Genomic DNA, 19936 nt, shown 5'->3' on the forward strand with positions numbered 1-19936 from the left:
TAATAGGAATAGAATTTAAAAAGGGGAGTGCGAAGGTGACAAAAACGAAATGGCTAGTAGGTGGTGTCGTAACGTCTTTAATGACTGGCACTTTATTTGGTTGCGCACAAGATCTTCCCCCAAAACCGAATGATAATAGTTGTTCTGATTGGGATTGGGATGATGAACTTGGGGTATGGCAGTGTGATGATAGTAGTTCAGGTTATCGTGGGCATTATTTCTATGGTGGGCGATACTATCAAAATAAATCCACTTTTAAAAATTCATCGGCGTTTAAATCGTATCAATCGTCTGCTGAATTTAAAGGTGGAATTGGAAGCGGTTCAAAGGGAGGATTTGGAGGCTAAAATATGTCGCAATACATAAGGGATCGAAAAGAATTTTATTTAAAATATCCGAATTTTTGGTCGGATTTATATGAATGTGAATATAGTTTGTTTCATGTTTTTTCTATAACAAATCAGACTTTGGAACAATTACACTTAGCGACTGAACGAATGGGTAAAATATTTTTTAAGACTGCTAGACTTTTGCGAAATTTAAGTGACGAACAGCTTCTTGAGCTTGGTTTTCCTCCTGCGAGCTTATCATTCATTAGAATGATAGGATTATATCCTGAATCTGTTATTTCACGATTTGATTTCGTTATAACGGTTGATAACCAAATTAAAATGCTTGAGTTTAATAGTGATACACCAACTTTTATTATGGAATGCTTTCAAATGAATGGAAAAGTTTGTGAAAACCTAGGTTATGATGATCCAAACTCGGATCAAGAACGATTACTATCTTCTGGTGTTACGAAAGCTGTAATGGAAGCGACAAAGGGATTAGACAATCCAAATGTTGTTTTTACAGCACATCATGAACATATTGAGGATTGGAATACGACTATGTATTTAAGTCAGTTATGCCATGTTGAAAATAAAGTAGTGCCAATGTCAGAACTTAGAATTACGAAAGATGCTCTAGTTGATAAAGATGGGGCGAAGATTGATGTTTTATATCGCCAAACGTATCCGATAGAAGATTTAATTGAGGATCAAGATCCTGAAACAGGAGATTTGGTAGGTGTGGAACTGCTGCAACTTGTAAAAGACGGAAATCTCTTTATTATAAATCCTTTGTCTGCCTTTTTACTTCAGCCAAAATCAATTCAGTGTCTTATTTGGGGATTAGCAGAAGAAGGGGCTTTTTATACAAATGAGGAACAACAGTGGGTTAAAGAATATATGCTACCTACATATTTAGAACCAGATTTATTTTTAGGAAAAGGTTCTTTCGTTCAAAAACCTTCGTTTGGTAGGGAAGGTGACACAATTACAATTCGCGATAAAGACACGAATATTATGATTCGAAATGCACATGAAACATATAAAACGTCATTGCCGATATTTCAAAAGTATATAGAGCTTCCAGTTGTATGTTTGGAAACTGAAAAAGGAGTGGAGAAACTATCGTATGTGTTTGGGGCGTTTTTAATCGCTGGAAAAGCGAGCAGTATCGGTATACGTGCTGGGGAAAAGATTACAGGAAATGAATCTTATTATTTACCAGTAGGTATTACGAAGGGGGAAAATAAATGATTAATTTTTTACTATATTTAGCAGTATCACTCGTACTTTTATGTATAGGTTTGTTCCTTATGGAAGTGACAACGAAAGTGAAAGAATTTAAGTTAATGGCTCAGGGTAACAAAGCGGTCAGTTATGTACTTGGAGGAAGGGTACTCGGGCTAGCTATCGTTTTATATTCAACGGCCGCTAATTCCATTTCACTTTTGGATATGGTTTCGTGGGGAGCGGTTGGTATTTTGGCCCAAATTATTGTTTATTATTTAGCTGAGTGGCTTACACCACGCTTTAATATAAATAAAAGCCTTGAAGAAGATAATCAAGCAGTCGGCCTGTTTCTTATGTTTTTATCACTTTCAATTGGTATTGTAATTGCTGGTTGTGTAACTTACTAAAAACTTACGTTTTATACGTAAGTTTTTTTCGTTCGCTAACTTGTACTATATATGAGAAAATAGGCTAACAACAGAGAGGGCTTTTCTGTAATAAGGAAAAGTTTCCATACAAAGTGTTGACATCTATTTTAAATAAGAGTAACATTTTCTATGTAATTAAAATAAGTCTCTGTTAGGTGAGGCTCCTGTATAGAGAAATGCTACTGCCCAAAAATGTCGAGAGACGCCAATGGGTCAACAGGAATGATCGAATTAAGGTTTTTCTTAACGTAGCTGGTAATGAACCTATGCTATACAGTGCTAAAACTCGGCGAGGGAGAGGTCCGTAGATTTCTAATTATATTAGGAATCGTTTATTTGTGTATGCAATGACCTTTGCTCTCTTATGAGTAAGGGTCTTTTTTGTTACCAATCTATGAGTCATTTCATAATATAAACTATAAAAATAAACGAGGAGGTGAGGAGCATGTCAAATTCTGACTCGGTTCCGTTACCCATATACTTCAAATCAAAAATATATGATGTAGGCAGGAAACGACTTGTTCCTCCCTCTATATTTATCATAATGTAGCGTTTATATACATAATTAAGCGCTAGACACTTTCACGGTAAAGTGGATAAATTGAGAAACAAAGCGTTTCTTCCTATGTTGTAAAGGAGGAGACGATAATATGTTATATGTAAACAAAACTGTGGGTAACACGTCATATAAACAAAGTAAAAAATCAATGAAAGAACAAACAATGCTTCAAAAAAATAAAGATTTATTAATTGAAATTGCAACAAGAGATGTAAAATCTGTATTTGCGTATTTTAAAACAACAAGAGACGGATTATCTATGAAAGAGGCGCAAAAACGTATTCAAGTATACGGTCGAAATGAATTGACTTCAAAAAGAGCGCGTATTGCAGAAGTAATAATGAAGTTAAGTGGAATGATTCCAGGTTTTTCAAAACAACATGTGCGTGATCAATTGCAATGTGAAACAATTACTGTGTCTAGAGTAGAATGTGCTAGTAGTACAGGGCTAAATAACGAACTGAAAATGATGAAGTTACCAGTACAAGAACTTGTACCAGGAGATATGATTTTTCTTTCAGAAGGTGATATAGTACCGGCAGATGTACGTATCATTTATGCAAATGATTTATTGGTAAATGAATCTGTGTTGACAGGGAACGATGCAAATGTTGAGAAATTTGAAAGTTGCTACCACCTTGAACGTAAAAGATTTATTCCATTAAAACGGATGAAAGACTATAATCCACTTGAACTTGAAAATGTATGTTTTAAAGGTACTAATATTATTGGTGGAAATGCAAAGGCTGTAGTTGTTTCAACAGGTAAAAATACGTATTCAGGAATACTTCATACTTGTTGCAGTAGAACGTCTTAATGTGTTAATGATGCTAAATATATAAAAACAATGTATAATAGACAAAGTTGAAAAAACGTAGAATGGTAATCTATTTATATAACCTTACGTGATAACGTGAGGTTATTATTTTTTGTTAGTAGGAGAGGAATTATGAAAAAAGTATTATTAGTTGATGGTATGGCACTATTATTTCGTGCTTTTTACGCAACAAGTGTCTACGGACAATTTATGAAACGACAAGATGGTACCCCGACGAACGGGATTCATGGTTATATGAAGCATTTATTAACAGCAACACAAGCAATCGAACCAACGCACATTGTAACGTGCTGGGATATGGGAAGTACGACATTTAGAACGGAATCTTTCTCGAATTATAAAGCAAATCGTGCAGCACCGCCAGAAGAATTAATTCCGCAATTTGATTTAGTGCAAGAAATGACTGCGAAATTATCTATGCCTGTAATAGGCATGAAAGGTTATGAAGCGGATGATTGTATTGGTACGCTTGCAAAACAATATTGCAATGAAGCAGAAGTTTATGTTTTGACAGGTGATACAGATTTACTTCAACTTGTTGATACGAATGTTACAGTTATGCTTCTTCGTAAAGGAATTGGAAATTACGAGTATTACACACCGGAAAAAATCATGGAAGAGAAAGGTGTAGAACCTTGGCAAATTGTCCATGCGAAAGCTTTCATGGGAGATACGAGTGATAACTATCCAGGCGTAAAAGGTATTGGTGAAAAAACAGCGTATAAGCTTATTCAAGAATACGGCACAGTATCGGCAGTACTAGAAAATATAGCATCATTAACGAAAGCGCAGCGTACAAAAATTGAAAGTGATTTAGAGAATTTAAATATCTCTTTACAATTAGCGCAAATTCATTGTGAAGTTCCAATTTCATGTTCGTTAGAAGAAGGGTTACACACAATGGACGAAGAAAAACTACGCTTTGTATGTAACGAAATGAATTGGGGAAGACCTGAAATATTAATAAACATGTTATAAATACTAGAAAGACCGATTTAGAATGAATCGGTCTTTCTTTTTTTGTTCACAAAGTTGTCAGAAAATAAACGGAATTTTCATGTGAAGTTCAAATGGATTTCACAACAATCAATTATTATAAGTCTACACAGATAAATCCTTATCCCGCATTAACGGGCGGTGGGAATTCTATATCAATATTATCGCTGAATAAAGAGTGATGATGGAAGAGTAACTCCCTGTAAAGGCCCGATTGATGTAGGCTAATAATTAGTGAGGGTACATCCTTTCATTGATTAAAGTTTCAAGTTATCTTTTATATAAACCATCCCCCAAGGAGGAAAATAAACATGCGAAAAAAAGTGAGAAAATCCTTTAAACAATTATTAATAGAAAATAAACAATCCCTACTAACTAATAAAGAGAATATGAAAGAAATTGAAGAACGGATTGAGAAACGACATGTAGCATATAGTGCTGCTAGCAATTGATAATTTTGTTTATGAAAAAAGCTTGTAGGTTGGATATTATCCGAACTACAAGCTTTTTCTTTTTGATTAACGCCACCAAATCCAAGTCCAAAAGTAATTTCGTATATTTCGAGGAGTAATGCGTATGAAACGTTCACCGTCAAAGAAGCAATTAAAATTTGGTAGTGTTTCATCTGGATTTTCTGGAATAAAGGTGACGATGTTTTCGTTACTTGTAACGGTTACTGTAATTGGTGGATCGGTAGGCGAGATTTGAAGTTGTAAAGAAACGTTTGCTGTGTTTTTAAATTCATTATGAATAGGTGGACTTATCACTTGTACTGTGAATAACACGATAATTGTTTCGTTCGGTTCCAAATTAGTAGCGACTAGGAAACCGATATTCGGGTTCGCTAATGGCGAGCGTTCCCCATTAATGAAGACAGTGCCGTTTATAAATTGTAAACCTGCTGGAATGGTGTCTTGTAACGAGATATTTGAAAGTGAAATCTCGGAAGTATTCGTAATACGCACCGTGTAATCAAAATATTGATTTAAATAAGCTGAGCTGACGGAAGCGTTTTTCGTGACTGTTGCAGTTGCAAATTGAACTGGTATACGAACAATATTTGAATTAACAATGAAAGTAATAATTGGATCCTGTGGTGTCAATTGAAAAGCAGCGGTAACTATTGCAGAATTTATAATTGTACTGTTAGAAGGAATAGAAGTTACGAGAACTTGAAATGTTATAGTTGCTACTGCATCTGCAGATAAAGAACCAATATTAATACCAGTGTCTGGACGAACATTTTGAACCGGAGCACCGTTAATTGTTACGCTGTTTTCTATAAATGTTGTACCAGCTGGAATACCGTCTATAACAGAAGTACTGATTGTCGGGATTGGGGAGTGATTAAATACCGCTAATGTGAATGTAATGATATCTCCTATAACGGCGATAGATTTGTCTGCTGTTTTTTCAATGCGAACCATCGGATCAATGACTGTCGTTGTAACGGTATTTGTTTGTTTTGTAATTGTAATAGGTGGTTTTGTTGGATCAATGATAACGGTATAGGAAACAGAAGCATTATTATTAATTGTAGATTGAAGAGTAGAAGAAGATATTGTCACTTGGAACGTAATAATAACAGATTCATTAGGAGCAAGATTTCCTAATGTAATACCATTTTCAGGATTCTCATTAGGCTGATTGATTCCGTTAATCGTAACACTACCAGCAACAAAAGTCGTATCTATTGGTAAGGTGTCTCTGGCAAGAAGGTCTTCAATCGTTACATTACCGCTATTCGTAATCGTAATTGTATACGTTAAAGTTTGACCAGGTAAGGCATTTGTTACATTAACAGATTTTATGGCAATGACATTATCATTTTGGACAGTAGTTGTGACGGTATTTGTTGTAGTCGTATTTGTAACAGGGACGTTATTTGGGTTGACTATATAGTTAAAAGTAGTAATTGCGTTGTTGTTTAGTTCGTTTGGTGTTGGAATAGAAGTCACAGTTACTTGGAATGAAACGATAGCATTTCCACCTACCATTATAGTGCCAATTGGTATGCCGCTTACTGGATTCACTCCTGGAAGAGTTTCTCCGTTTACAATGACGCTATTTTCAATAAACGTAGTACCTTGAGGAATAATATCTTGAATAACTACATCATTTGCTGCAACATTACCAGTTTGATTTAGGGTAATCGTATACGTTAACGTATCACCGACCGTTGCAAATGCAAGGTCAACAGCTTTATTACTATTTAAATTCGCGTGATGAATTTCTGTTACGGCAGCTGATGAAATAATAGTCTCGGTAATAGGTGGTTGATCTGGTACTGTGTATTCATATTGAATTGTACTCGTGTTAGAGATTGGGTTTGTTTGCGGAATGGAAGTAACCCGTACTTGGAATAGAATAGTGGCTGTCGTATTAGGCGGAATGTTATCAATTTGTATACCGTTAAGTGGGTTATCATTTGGACGAGCGTTGCCATTCACAATAACACTATTCTCTATAAAGCTCGTATTTGCTGGAATGATATCTGTAACGATAATGTTTTCCACTTGTATATTTCCGTTATTTATGATGGAAATTGTATAAGGAATGATAGTTTGTAGGTCAGCATATTGGATAGGTGTTGTTTTTGTCGCAATTACATTAGCAGAAATAACTTCAGTGAAGGTAATGTTACTATTCGATATTTGTTCTTCCCCGTTTATCGTATAACGAGAAGTTGATTGATTTTGAACATGGCCGCTAGCTGGAAGAGCTACGACTGTAACAGAAAATGTGACTGGGATAGAAATATTAGGAGCAATCGTTCCCACAAGTATACCGGTACTTGGATTGGCGTTAAGCTGTGGAATGTTATTTACTAAAACGCTACCGTCTATAAAGGTTGTTCCATCAGGAATGTTGTCTGTAAATACAACAGCAGTAGCATCCGTATTTCCTGTATTCGTTAAAGTTGTTGTATAAGTTAAAATGCCACCAATCGTTACAGAAGTCAAATCAACAGTTTTAAGTGAAACGATATCAGCATCATTAATTTGAACGAAAGTAGTGTTGGAAATAGTAGATTTTTGAATTGGTGCAAAGTCAGGGTTGAAAATAAAGTCGTAGACGATGTTTGCAGTATTAGGTGTTGGATTTACAGCTGGTAAATTCGTAACGGAAACTTGGAATGTTATTGTAGCCATTTGACCTGATGCGATATTAGGAATGGAAAAGCCGATATTCGGGTCTGCTGCAGGAAGTACAGTATTGTTAACTATGACACTTCCTGGAATAAATACTGTTCCATCCTCTATAGTATCTGTAAAAAAGATGGAGTTAGTTGTAGTGGATCCGTTATTTTGAATGAGTACTGTATATTCAATGGTTTCATCAATATTAGCTAATACTGTATTAGCGGATTTTGTAGCGATAAGAATAGCATCAATAAATTGTATATTTGTAGTATTGGAGGAGGTCGTTTCTGAAATTGGTGGTAAGCTTGGGTCTGGTTGATACTCATAGTGGATGACGGCGATATTATTAATGTTATTTTGAGAAGGTGTAGAGACTACATTTACCTGGAATGTAACGATAATCGTATTATTTGGAAGGATAATATTAAGGGTGATTCCGGTAATTGGATTTTCATTTGGCCTTGGAATGCCATCTACAAGGATGCTATTTGGAACGAATGTGGTGCCAGCTGCAATCGCGTCAATTAGGAGAGTATTTGTAATAGGTACTGTACCAGCGTTTGTAACTGCGACTGTATATGTGATGATTTGACCGATGCGTGTAATGGATCTATTGGCGGATTTAATTGCATGAACATTAGCCGTCCGCACTTCCGTGTTTACTGCATTTGATAACGATCTACGCTGAATAATTGGAGAACTAGGGTCAATTTGGTATTCATATGAAGTGTCTGAAATGTTAATGACTGTATTGTTCTCTGGTATATTTGTAAGTTGTACTTGGAATGAAATAGTGACTGTTTCATTTGGTTGTATCGTGCCAAGAATTACTCCGTTTTCAGGATTTGCTCCAGGCTGAATCACATTATTTATTGATAAGCTATCTTCGACGAATATAGTACCTTCTGGAATGTTATCAATGAACACGGTATTGTTAGCTGGAACGGTTCCTATATTTTGTAGTGTATTTGTGTAGGTAATAATTTGCCCGATTGATACGAAAGTTACATCCGCGCTTTTAACAGAAATAATATTTGCATTTTGAAGTGGTGTTGTAACAACGTTAGAATTTGCAGAGCGATTCACCGGTGGAGCTGTAGGAATACTTACATATTGGTAAGTTGCTGAAGATTGATTTACAATTTCAGTTTCAGTAGGTGGATTATTTGTTTGCACTTGAAATAGTATCGTTTTGGAACTGTTTGCTGGAATTGTTCCAATCGGTATTCCGTTTTCTGGATTTACACCTGGCTGCAGGACACCGTTAATTGTGACACTATCGGGAACGAATGTAGTCCCAGCTGGAATAGAATCTGTGAAAATAATATTTATTGCATCAACATTACCGATGTTTTTCACTTCAGAAATATAAAGGATAGTTCCACCGACATCTACAGTTATTGGATTGGATGTTTTTGTAATTGTCAATTGTGCTTGCACGAAATTTGTAATGACGATATTACTTGTAGATGTTTCAGTAATAGGCGGTTGCCCTGGATCTGGTTGAATTGTATACGTTGTATGGGATTGATTTGTAATTGATTCTTGCGAGAATGAATCGTTAATAAGAATTTGGAACGAAATAAGGTGAGTAGCGTTTACTGCTAGGTTAGGCAAAGTAACACCTACATTTGGATTTGCACCAAGTATAGCTGTTCCGTTAAGTGTAAAACTATTTTCTACGAATGTAGTCCCTTGGAGGATAGTATCCGAAAATATGAGATTAGTAGTTGGAATATTTCCGGTATTTTCTAGTGTTATCGTATAAGTCAAAATATCACCTGTTGTTGCTTGTTGTGCATTGACTGCTTTTAAAGAAAGAACAGTCGCGTCCGAAATTTGTGTGAAAGCTGGATTAGACGTAATTGTTCGAGAGATGATAGGAGCGGTCGGATCAGAGATAAAAGTATAGTCAATACGGGCTGTATTAGAAATTGGATTCACGCTTGGAATGGATTGGACGATAACTTGGAATGTGACGGTGACGATTTCTGACGGTGCGATGGAGTTTAATGGTATTCCTACGTTTGGATCGGCACCTGGAACTGAGATGTTATTAATGGTCACGCTATTCTGGATAAATGCAGTTCCTTCTGGGACTAAATCTGTTAAAGTAACTGTATTTGCAGTTGTATTTCCGTTATTTTGAACGACTACTGTGTAAGTGATTGTACCGTCAGTAGATTGTACGAGAGAATCTGTATTTTTAATTGCAGATAACGATGCATCAACGACAGCTGTAGTCACCGTATTAGATGAGGATGTTGCTGTAACTGGAGGTTGACTCGGATCGACGATATACGTGTAACTTGTAATGGCTTGATTTATGATTGCCCCTTGCGGTGGAATAGAAGTTGCAAGGAATTGGAACGTAATAGTAGCAGAATCACCTGGTGCGATAATACCAACTGGAATACCGAGTGTTGGACTTGCATCTGGGAGTGAAATCCCGTTAAGCGTAACACTATTTGGAACAAATAATGCCCCTTCAGGAATCCCATTAATGAGTAATACAGAATTTGCAGGAAAGTTTCCAGTGTTTGTTAATGTTGCTGTATACGTAATTACATCTCCGATAGATACGATTGTTCGATTTGCTTCTAAAACCGTTGTAACAGTAGCGTTATTAATTTGTGTTGAAGCGTTATTAGAATTTATTTTGCCTGTAACAGGAGGGGCTGCCGGGTCAACAATAAATGCGTATTGAATAGATGCTACGTTTGTAATTGGGTTTGAAGGTGGAGTAGATGTAACTATGACTTGGAAAGTAACAGTTAAGGAACTACTCGCGCTAACGGTTCCGATATTAACTCCATTATTTGGATTTGCCCCTGGAATGATACTGCCATTTACAGCAAAACTATTTTCAACAAAGATCGTTCCTGCTGGAATCAGGTCTGAGAAGTTTAGATTCGTAGCGTTTGTATTGCCGCTATTTTGAATCAAAACCGTATAAGTGATCTTTTCTCCGATATTCGCAAAGGCTGTACTAGCAGTTTTTACAGCTGAAATTATTGCTGAGTTAATAGAAGTAACGAAGACGTTCGTTTCCACGTTGCCAGGCTGAGCCTGTAATGCATTGCCTACGTTATATTGGAAGTTAACAAACCCTAAGTTTTGGAGTTCAGGTGTGAACGTTGTTGGATTGCTTATGATTTGCACTTGGAATATGATTGTTACAGTTTGATTTGGATTGATTGTATTTATACCAACACCGTCAATAATGGAAGCAGATGGTAATGGAGTGCCATCAACAACAACGGATCCTGCAACAAATTGTGTCCATGTCGGTAAAGGGTCTGAGAAAACAACGTTGTTAGCTGGAATATTTCCTGTGTTCGTAATAGTCGTTGTATACGTAATCGTATCACCAATCGTTGCAAATGCTTTATCTCCTATTTTCATAGTGTTTAAAATAGCACTTTCAATTTTTGTTGTAACACTATTGGAAGTAATGTTTTTTGAAACTGGAGGATTGGCTGGATTAACGATATGTTGAAAGCTAACGCTAGCTTGATTGGTAATAGGATTTATAGGCGGAATTTCATTGGCATTAATATGAAATGCTACAACGGCAGATTCGTTTGGCGCGATATCACCAATTGGAACGCCTGTAACTATATCCGCATTTGGGATGCTAGTTCCGTTAAGTGTAAAACTATTCGGTTCAAAGGAAGTTCCGTCTGGAATAAGGTCGGTAAAAATAACATTCGTTGCACTAACATTTCCGCTATTTGTAATTGTAACGGTGTAGGTAATATCCTGCCCGATATCTACCGTAGATACATTTGAATTTTTTTGTGCAGTAAGGATAGCACTATTAATTTGTGTTGTCGTTGTATTAGATTGATTGGAAGTTGTAATAGATGGCTGGCTAGGGTCAACGACGTAATGATATGTGGTAGAAGCAGAATTAGAAATGGGATTGAGTGTTGGAAGTGTAGTAACAGTTGCTTGGAATGTGACGATTGCCGCATTACTACCATTAATGGAGCCTATATTTACACCAGTGGATAAATCAGCGTTTGGAATGGTTTGCCCATTAACTGTGAAACTGTTTGGAACGAAACTTAAATTGCTATCAAGAATATCGATAATCGTTACATCAGTTGCAGCCACATTCCCTGTATTAGGAAGGTTAAGTGTAAACGTTATTATATTACCAATATCCGCAAAAGTAAGATTCGCTGTTTTTGTACTAATAATAGTCGCGTTGTTTATTTGAAGAAGCGTAGTGTTAGAATTAGCTGTACTTGAAACAGGAGGATTATTTGGATCAACAGTAAACTCATAATTAGTAGATGCTGTATTGGGTGTCGGATTACTAGGTGGAATACTGTTCACTGTAACTTGAAAAACAATACTATATATTTCATTTGGTGGAAGTGTTGCAAGTAATACACCTGTATTTGGGTTTGCATCAGGTTGTAAAATACCATCGACAGTTAATGTGTTAGGAACAAACGTGAGTCCACTTGGTAATACATCTGTGAATACAATATTCGTTGCATCCGTATTGCCTACATTCGAAATAGAAGTGGTATAAAAAGCAGTTTGCCCGATATCTGCAAAGGATACACTTTCATTTTTCGTCATGGATAATATGGCTTCTTTAATTTGCGTTGAAACAGGATTACTAATTGAAGTTTCCGCATCAGGTGGTGAGACTAATTGATACGATGTCGATGAGAAATTTACAATTGGGTTTTCGGTTGGTAATGAGATTACGTTTACTTGGAAGGAAACATTTACTGTAGTCCCGGCTGTTATAGGACCAATATTTACACCGTTCGATGGATCCGCACCACTTTGAGGAATTCCATTAATAGAAAATGTGTTTGCAATAAATGTAGTTCCGCTCGGTATTGTATCTGTGAAAATAACATTTTGTGCGGATGAGTTTCCGTTGTTTGTTAAAGTGACAGTATAGGTGAGTGTGTCTCCAATACGACTAAAGGACTTATCGACTTGTTTTAGTGAAAGAATGGTAGCTGTATTAATTGTAGTCAACGTTGTATTTGAAGTAACATTTCTTGAAACAATCGGTGCATTTGGATCAGCGATGAATGTGTACGAAGCAGTAGCGGAATTTGCAATAGGATTTTGAACTGGTGTAGAAGTAGCGGTCACTTGAAATGCTATAGATATTGAGCTGCTAGGAGCAATTGCTCCAATCGTAATACCTGTATTAGGATTAAGACCAATTTGCGTGATGCCATCTATTGTAACGCTATCAGTAATAAACGTTGTACCATCTGGTATAAGGTCAGTGAAAGTAATATTCGTTGCATTTGTATTTCCGTTATTCGTTAAAATGGTCGTATAGGTAATGGTATCACCTAGCGTTACAAGTGTTTGATCGACTGATTTAATCATCGTTATCATAGCATCTAGTACTGGGGTTGTAACGATATTCGTTGAAGTAGAAGTAGTAGCAGGAGTGCTGTTTGGATCAACAGTATAAGAATATAAAATTGTGTCATTACCCATAATTGAACCTGAAGGTGGAAAAGAAATAACATTTACTTGGAAAGTAACAGTTACTGTCTCACCAGGAGCGATATTTGGTATATTTACTCCAAGTGCCGGTTGTGCGCCAGACTGCTGAACGCCATTTATTGTGACTGAATTTGATATGAATGTAGTACTAGCTGGAATAGCGCTTGTGAATGTTATATTCGTTGCTGCTGTATTCCCTGTATTTGTAATAGTAGTGGTATACGTAATTGTATCTCCAACTGAAACTATAGATTTATCAGCACTTTTTTGGGTTGTTAAAATTGCACTATTAATAGTTGTCGAAACCGTATTAGATACATTCGTTTGTGATACGGCAGGTTGGCTAGGATCAATCACATGTGCAAATTGTACCGAACTAAAATTAGAAATTGGATTTATACTTGGAATGTTTGTAACAAGTACGTTGAGAGTAATAATGGCCGTTCCGCTTGGATTTATGTTTTCAATCTGAATCCCGCTAGCTGGATTTCCAATTTGCTGTGTACCAGAGTCATTTGTAAGAGTGCCAGATATAAATGTCGTTCCATCAGGCAAAATATCCGTGAAGATAATATTTTGTGAAGTGACATTTCCAGGGTTACTTAATGTAATTGTATAAGAGATTGTATCTCCGATCGTTGCGAAAGTTTTATCTACAGATTTAACAAGTGCAATTTCCCCGGAATTTATTTGTGTCGAAACAGGATTGGATGTCGTATTTCTTGAAACGAGTGGTAAATTGGGTCCTGTCATAAATTGATAATCAATGGAAGCCCCGTTTACAACCGGTGAGTTTGGTCCCCCAGGTCCAATTGTGAAAATCGGATTTGGAATGCTAACTACTTGCACGCGGAAGGTGACGTTTATAAAATCCTCTGCGATAATATCCCCAATTGGTATCCCGTTTGCTGGATTTACTCCAGGTAATAAAAAGCCACCTACTCGAACGCTATCTTCTATAAAGACTGTATTATTCGGAATTGGATCTGTAAAAATGATATTCGTAGCAGTTGAGTTACCTATATTTTCCAATAAAACAGTGTACGTTAAAAATGAATTTCCAGGTGCTACGTCAGAAAATATTCGATCCACACTTTTCGTTGCTTGAATAATCGCTTCGTTAATTTGAACTAAAGTTGGATTACTTGTAGCTGTTTCTGTCACCGGCGGCTGGGTAGGATCCACAATGATAGAGTATGTTGTGCTAGATTGGTTCAATGTTGGATTTGTAGCTGGAATTGAGCCAACGATAGCTTGAAAGCTAATTGTTGTCGTTCCTCCAACTGGAATTGAGTCTAAAGGAACCCCGTTATCTGGCCTAAATCCAAGTTGTGGGACGGTATTAATTTGTACGCTATCAGGAGCGAATGAAAGTTCAGGTGGTAATATATCGATAAAAATAGGTGTGTTTGCGGTAGTATTTCCGCTATTAGTGAGAGTAGTTGTATACGTAATTGTATCTCCGACAGCAGCAAATGCACTGCTTGTAGTTTTTGTTGCGATAACGGAAGCTGTATTTACTTGTGTAAAAGTTTTATTAGATTGAACTGTTCGTGAAACAGGTGGTTCATTTATATCAACAATAAAACTATATTGAAGCGATGATTTGTTCGGAATTGGATTAGGGTTTGGAAGCGTTGTAATGTTTACTTGAAAACTGAGTGTAATCGATGCATTTGAATTCAAGTTACCAATATTGATACCGTTTTGTGGATTTGCATTCGGGATAGTTACGCCGTTTATTTTAAAGCTATTTGGGACAAAGGCAGTACCGTTTGGAATTGTATCTGTAAAAACAATGTTGTTCGCAGTAGTATTTCCTGTGTTTGTAACAAATGAAGTGAATGTAATCGTATCACCAATCGTAGCGAAATTTGTACTCGCATTTTTAATTAAAACTAAAGTAGCGTCAACAATTGGGGTAGCAGTCGTGTTTGTTACAGTGCTTCCAACAGCAGGTGTTTGGTTTGGATTCACTGTATATTCATAATTTACAAGGGCGTTATTCGTTAAAGTACCGCTAGGAGGAATCTCAAGAATTTTTACTTGGAATGTAATAAAAGTAGTTCCTCCTGGTGAAATATCGTCTAAATGAATACCTAATGAAGGATCTAATCCAGGTTGGGATACGTTATTTATCGTAACAGAATTTGGGATGAAGGATGCACCTGGTCCAAGTCCGTCTGTTAAAACGGTTGCACTAGCAGGGATATTCCCCGTATTTGCCATTGCAATCGTATAGGTTACGATATCTCCAATTGCAGCTGTCGGTGTATTCACTGATTTAGTAGCGACGATTGTAGCGTTATTAATTTGAGTTGTTATTACGTTACTTACCGCATTGGCGGATGCTGGAGGTAAGCTAGGATTTACGACATATTGGTACGCTGTATTACTTTGATTCGGGATTGGATTCGGATTCGGGATGGTATTTACTTGCACTTGGAACGAGATGATTGTATTTGTATTCGGGTTTATTGGATCAATTGCAATTCCGCTTGCTGGACTTACATTAGGGAGTGTCGTACCATTTACTGTTACACTATTTGGAATAAATGACGTCCCACTTGGAATGGCATCTGTAAATACGATATTTGATGCAAGTGTGTTCCCGCTATTCGTTAAAGTAGTCGTGTACGTAATAATATCATTTACGTTAGCAAATTGTTTATCTGCAGATTTAGTAGCGGCAATTGAGGCGTTATTAATAGTTGTCTGTACCGTGTTAGAAGCAACCATCTGCATTACAGCTGGTTTGGATGGATCGTACGTATATTGGAATGTAGTGCCTGATTGATTTGTAATCGGATTTACAGCAGGGATACTTGGTACGAAAATCTGAAATGAAACGATACGTGATGCATTCGCACCTATCGTACCGATAAAAATGCCGTTAGCAGGATTTGCATTGGCTATAGGGACATTGTTAATCGTCACAGTATTAGGGATGAAGAGGGTACCCGCTGGAATGATATCTGTAAATGTTACATTAGAAGCAGGGATATTTCCGTTATTCGTTAAAATAGTTGCATATAATATGACATCACCAACATCAGCGAAATTTGTGCTTGTTAGCTTCGTAGCAACAATATTAGCAGTATTAATTTGTGTAGTTACTATATTACTAGTAGCGTTTCTCACAACAGCAGGTAAATTTGGATCGGCGATAAAGCTATATTGAAGTGCAGCGCTGTTTTGAACTGGATTTGGTAAAGGTAAACTATTTGCACTAATTTGGAAGACAATTGTTGTAATACCACCTGCTGGAATAGTACCAACTTGAAGACCAACGCTTGGATCCGCACCTAACTGTAAAGCTCCACCTATAAAAATACTATTTGGTACGAGAGTCGTACCAGTAGGAAGTATATCGGTAACAACTACATTATTTGCTGGAGTATTTCCAGGGTTAGCTAAGGCAATTGTATATGTGATTGGTTGCCCAACATCTGCGATAGTTAAGTCTACATCTTTGAAAATAATTACATTTGCTACATTAATTTGTGTACTTACAGTATTGCTTAAAGATGTTTCTATAGTTGGTGGATCGCCCGGATTTAGAATAAAGCTATATTGTGTACTAGATGAATTTACTGTTGGATTTTGTGTTGGTAAAGAGGTGACAGTTACTTGATAAGAGACGGTAAGTGAGCCGTTAGCAGGAATGCCAGGTAACGGAACGCCTATATTTGGATCTGCGTTATTTTGGAGTACACCGTTAATAAGGAAAGTGTTTGGAATAAAGGTAGTGCCATCTGGATTTGTATCTACGAAAGTTGGACTATCAGCAGAAACACTTCCTGCATTTGTCAAAATAACGGTATAAGTTAATATATCCCCTACGGTAGCAAACTCTCGATCTACTGTTTTTGCAGAAATGACATTTGCATCGTTTACTTGAGTAAATGTAGTAGTTGAAGTTGTATTTTTACTTACAGGTGAAGCGTTTGGATCAACGATAAAGTTATAGGAAATGGAGGCACTATTTGAAATAGGATTTGGGTTTGGAATGCTAGTTATTAATACTTGGAATGAAGCTGTAATTGTAGCATTAGCATTGATGCTACCAATATTGATGCTAGCTGGTGTTGCGCCCGGTTGAGAAACACCGTTAACTATAACACTGTTCGGTACAAAGGCAGTACCATTCGCAATTGAATCGGATAGTAATACATTATTCGCGGCAACATTTCCATCGTTTGTAAGAGAAAAGGTATAAGTTAATACATCTCCAACTTCCGCAAACGTTTGACTTACAGATTTATTAGCATGAAGGTTTGCTAGTCTAATTGTTGATGTAACAGAATTAGAATTTGCTGTTTTTGAAGTTGGTGGTAGGCTTGGATTTACAGTGTAAATATAAGAGGCGAAAGCATTATTAATGATAGGGTTTTGTGCAGTAATGTTAATGACTGTTACTTGGAAGGATAAGGTGAAAGTAGCACCGCCAGGAATTGTGCCGATAGGTAAAGCAACGAGAGAATCTACATTTTGTAAAACGCCATTGAGCGTTACAGAACCTAATGTTAAAATCGTTCCATTTGGAAGTGGATCTGTTAGTTGAACGTTATTAGCCGCCGTATTTCCACTGTTTGTAATAAGGATTGTATAACTTATCGTTTCGCCAATTGTAGTAAATTGTTTGTTTGTTGATTTTGTTAATGTTACATTCGCATTGTTAATTTGAGTGGAAACAAGATTAGAGGAAATATTTTTTGTAACGGGTGATTGGCTAGGGTTGACGGTGTACTGATAAGAAGCGCTTGATCCGTTAGATACGACATTTGATGCGGGTATTGCACTTACTACTACTTGAAATGAAACATTTTTGGTTGTACCAGTTGGGATGGATCCTATATTCACACCGTTAGCCGGATTTGCTCCAACTTGTGTCGTGCCATCTATTGTTAAACTGTTTAGGACAAAAGTTGTTCCTGTAGGAATGACATCTGTAAAAATAACATTGTTCGCATTCGTATTACCTGTACCTGTAAAGGAAACGGTGTACGTTAGTGTATCACCAATATCTGCAAAATTTTTATCTACTGCTTTTGCCATAGTTACAGTAGCGTTATTCACTTGAGTAGATACGATATTGGTCGTATCAGTTCCGCTTACTGCCGGCTGATTTGGTACAGGAATGTATTGATATGTTGTTGTACCACTATTTAATATTGGGTTTGTTTGAGGGATAGACGGAACGAATACTTGAAATGAAATAGTAGTAGTGGAATTTGCGGCAATCGATCCAATTGATATACCAGTAGCGGGATTCGCTCCTGCTTGAGTAACTCCGTTAACAGTTACACTTCCTGGAATGAAAGTAGTCCCGCTAGGAATCGGATCCGTATATATAACGTTCGTTGCGGCGATATTTCCTATATTAGCTAAGGAAATACTGTATGTTAACGTTTCACCAATATCGGTAAAAAGTTTGTTAACTGATTTTGTACCATTAATATCTGCGAGGTTAATTTGTGTTCCAGCAGAGTTACTTGTTGCAAGACCGTTAAAAGTCGTTCCTCCAGCAATTGGTGTATATTGAAATGTAATATTAGCAGTGTTAGAGATAGGGTTTTGACTTGGAAGAGAAACGACAGTAGCTTGGAAAGTTACTGTACGAGAAGCACCATTATTAATTGTTCCAAGAGATATACCAGCGGCCGGATTTGCGTTTGTTTGCGGGACATTATCAATTGTTACAGTGCCAGGTATAAAGGAAGTACCGTTAGGGAGAATGTCTGTAAAAATAACGTTATTGGCCGGAAGAAGCCCGGTGTTAGGGATAGTAACTGTATAAGTGAGAACGTCTCCAATTGCTGCAACACTTTTATTCACGCTTTTCGTTGCTTGTATGTTAGGTGAATTTATGTTGATTTGTAAACCGACTGTATTCAACATATACGCGTCTCCGTTAGTTGTTAAACGGATTGCGGCGGACACTTGAGAATTTGTTAAATAAGGAGAAATATCAATGGAAGTAATGTCCCAGCCCTGTCTTCCAGCGGAGATGTTTGTGCCTGTAGAAGCGCTTTGATTTCGCGTTCCAAATGTCCCCGTTGTATCTAAGTTCCCTGCGGCATTATTAATTTGAGAACCGAAGAAATTATTTACAGCATTATTTGGCCCAGATAAAGCATTTAATGAACTGAAATTTGGTCCAAATAATGCTTGATCCCCTGTTAAATCTGCATCTCCTTCAGTAGAACTTAAAAATAATCTCCCGCTTACTGGTCCTCCTGCAGGTGTTAAAAATCCTGAAACAGCTACATCTGCACTACCAGTATCAGCAGAAACGCGGTTACCAGCTACGTAAATTGTTAAGTTTCTTGCAGGTAATGTCCCGTTTTGATAAGCGACGATAAGTGTCCATCCAGCCGAATTAATTGTTCCATTAGAAGCATCAATAGGATCTACAAGTCCAGGGACAGCCCCCGTAGTATAGGAACCAGAGCCTCCAGCTTGAATAAGAGTTGTTACGTCTGCTGAACGAGTGTAAAAGCCAAATGTAATAGAGTTTGAAACGAATGTTTGATTTGAAGCTGTAACAGCTGAAGGAGTAATCGAGTATGTTGAAACAGGTGTTGTAAAAGAAACTGGATTTCCTAATACATTCGTAATGTTTTGATCACGAGATAAATAGTTTCCACCCCAAACGAGTTCTGCGTAAAGAATCGTACTACCAGCAGGGATATTTAAAATAGCGGTAGAACTATTTTGTGTATAGTTTAACGTTGTACCAGCAGGAAAAGTAGGTACTTGTAAAGCAGTATTCGTAGTTACGAATGCACCAATTGCCCCGATTGTACCAGCACGGTTTTGATTACTAATTTTACTTAAGCCTAAAGTATTTCCTGTAATAGCGAGTGCGCCGTTAGTGGTGGTAGAAAATCGATTCGTAATGGGCATGT

General features: G+C 37.0%; 7 protein-coding genes and 1 riboswitch. Of the genes, 6 read left to right on the forward strand and 1 reads right to left on the reverse strand.

The window, feature by feature from the left end:
• Nucleotides 1–35: 35 nt before the first annotated feature.
• The 6 genes from F0362_RS08120 to F0362_RS08145 all read left to right on the forward strand — a co-directional run bounded on the left by F0362_RS08120 (nucleotide 36) and on the right by F0362_RS08145 (nucleotide 4835).
• Nucleotides 36–347 carry a hypothetical protein gene (locus tag F0362_RS08120; RefSeq protein WP_000169030.1) on the forward strand — a complete coding sequence of 104 codons (312 nt, stop codon included), beginning with the start codon at nucleotides 36–38 and terminating at the stop codon, nucleotides 345–347.
• 3 nt (nucleotides 348–350) lie between these two features.
• Nucleotides 351–1586 carry a glutathionylspermidine synthase family protein gene (locus F0362_RS08125; RefSeq protein ID WP_000084944.1) on the forward strand — a complete coding sequence of 412 codons (1236 nt, stop codon included), beginning with the start codon at nucleotides 351–353 and terminating at the stop codon, nucleotides 1584–1586.
• Entirely contained in the window at nucleotides 1583–1969 is a 387-nt protein-coding gene (locus tag F0362_RS08130) for a DUF350 domain-containing protein (RefSeq protein WP_000606853.1), read from the forward strand. The genes F0362_RS08125 and F0362_RS08130 overlap by 4 nt, the downstream gene beginning before the upstream one ends.
• Before the next feature lie 161 nt (nucleotides 1970–2130).
• Nucleotides 2131–2294, forward strand: a riboswitch (M-box (ykoK) riboswitch).
• Between the two features lie 346 nt (nucleotides 2295–2640).
• Nucleotides 2641–3366, forward strand: a complete 726-nt coding sequence (locus tag F0362_RS08135; RefSeq protein WP_000967618.1) for a P-type ATPase actuator domain-containing protein — start codon at nucleotides 2641–2643, stop codon at nucleotides 3364–3366.
• 132 nt (nucleotides 3367–3498) lie between these two features.
• On the forward strand, nucleotides 3499–4365 hold the full coding sequence (locus tag F0362_RS08140; RefSeq protein WP_000757079.1) for a 5'-3' exonuclease: 867 nt from the start codon (nucleotides 3499–3501) through the stop codon (nucleotides 4363–4365).
• A 329-nt stretch (nucleotides 4366–4694) separates the two neighbouring features.
• Nucleotides 4695–4835: an FbpB family small basic protein gene (locus tag F0362_RS08145; RefSeq protein ID WP_001228051.1), complete on the forward strand. Its 141-nt coding sequence runs from the start codon at nucleotides 4695–4697 to the stop codon at nucleotides 4833–4835.
• Between the two features lie 66 nt (nucleotides 4836–4901).
• Here F0362_RS08145 and F0362_RS08150 read toward each other — a convergent pair whose 3' ends face one another.
• Nucleotides 4902–19934 (reverse strand): DUF7507 domain-containing protein, encoded by a 15033-nt coding sequence (locus F0362_RS08150; protein WP_149889727.1) that lies wholly within the window; start codon nucleotides 19932–19934, stop codon nucleotides 4902–4904.
• Between the last annotated feature and the right edge of the window lie 2 nt (nucleotides 19935–19936).

Source organism: Bacillus sp. BS98 (assembly GCF_008432245.1).
Lineage (GTDB): Bacteria > Bacillota > Bacilli > Bacillales > Bacillaceae_G > Bacillus_A > Bacillus_A toyonensis.

Bases quoted from the DNA above. Each gene is read 5' to 3' on its own strand.
- F0362_RS08125 (WP_000084944.1), top strand. From the start codon at position 351: ATGTCGCAATACATAAGGGATCGAAAAGAATTTTATTTAAAATATCCG.
- F0362_RS08130 (WP_000606853.1), top strand. From the start codon at position 1,583: ATGATTAATTTTTTACTATATTTAGCAGTATCACTCGTACTTTTATGT.
- F0362_RS08135 (WP_000967618.1), top strand. From the start codon at position 2,641: ATGTTATATGTAAACAAAACTGTGGGTAACACGTCATATAAACAAAGT.
- F0362_RS08140 (WP_000757079.1), top strand. From the start codon at position 3,499: ATGAAAAAAGTATTATTAGTTGATGGTATGGCACTATTATTTCGTGCT.
- F0362_RS08145 (WP_001228051.1), top strand. From the start codon at position 4,695: ATGCGAAAAAAAGTGAGAAAATCCTTTAAACAATTATTAATAGAAAAT.
- F0362_RS08150 (WP_149889727.1), bottom strand. From the start codon at position 19,934: ATGCCCATTACGAATCGATTTTCTACCACCACTAACGGCGCACTCGCT.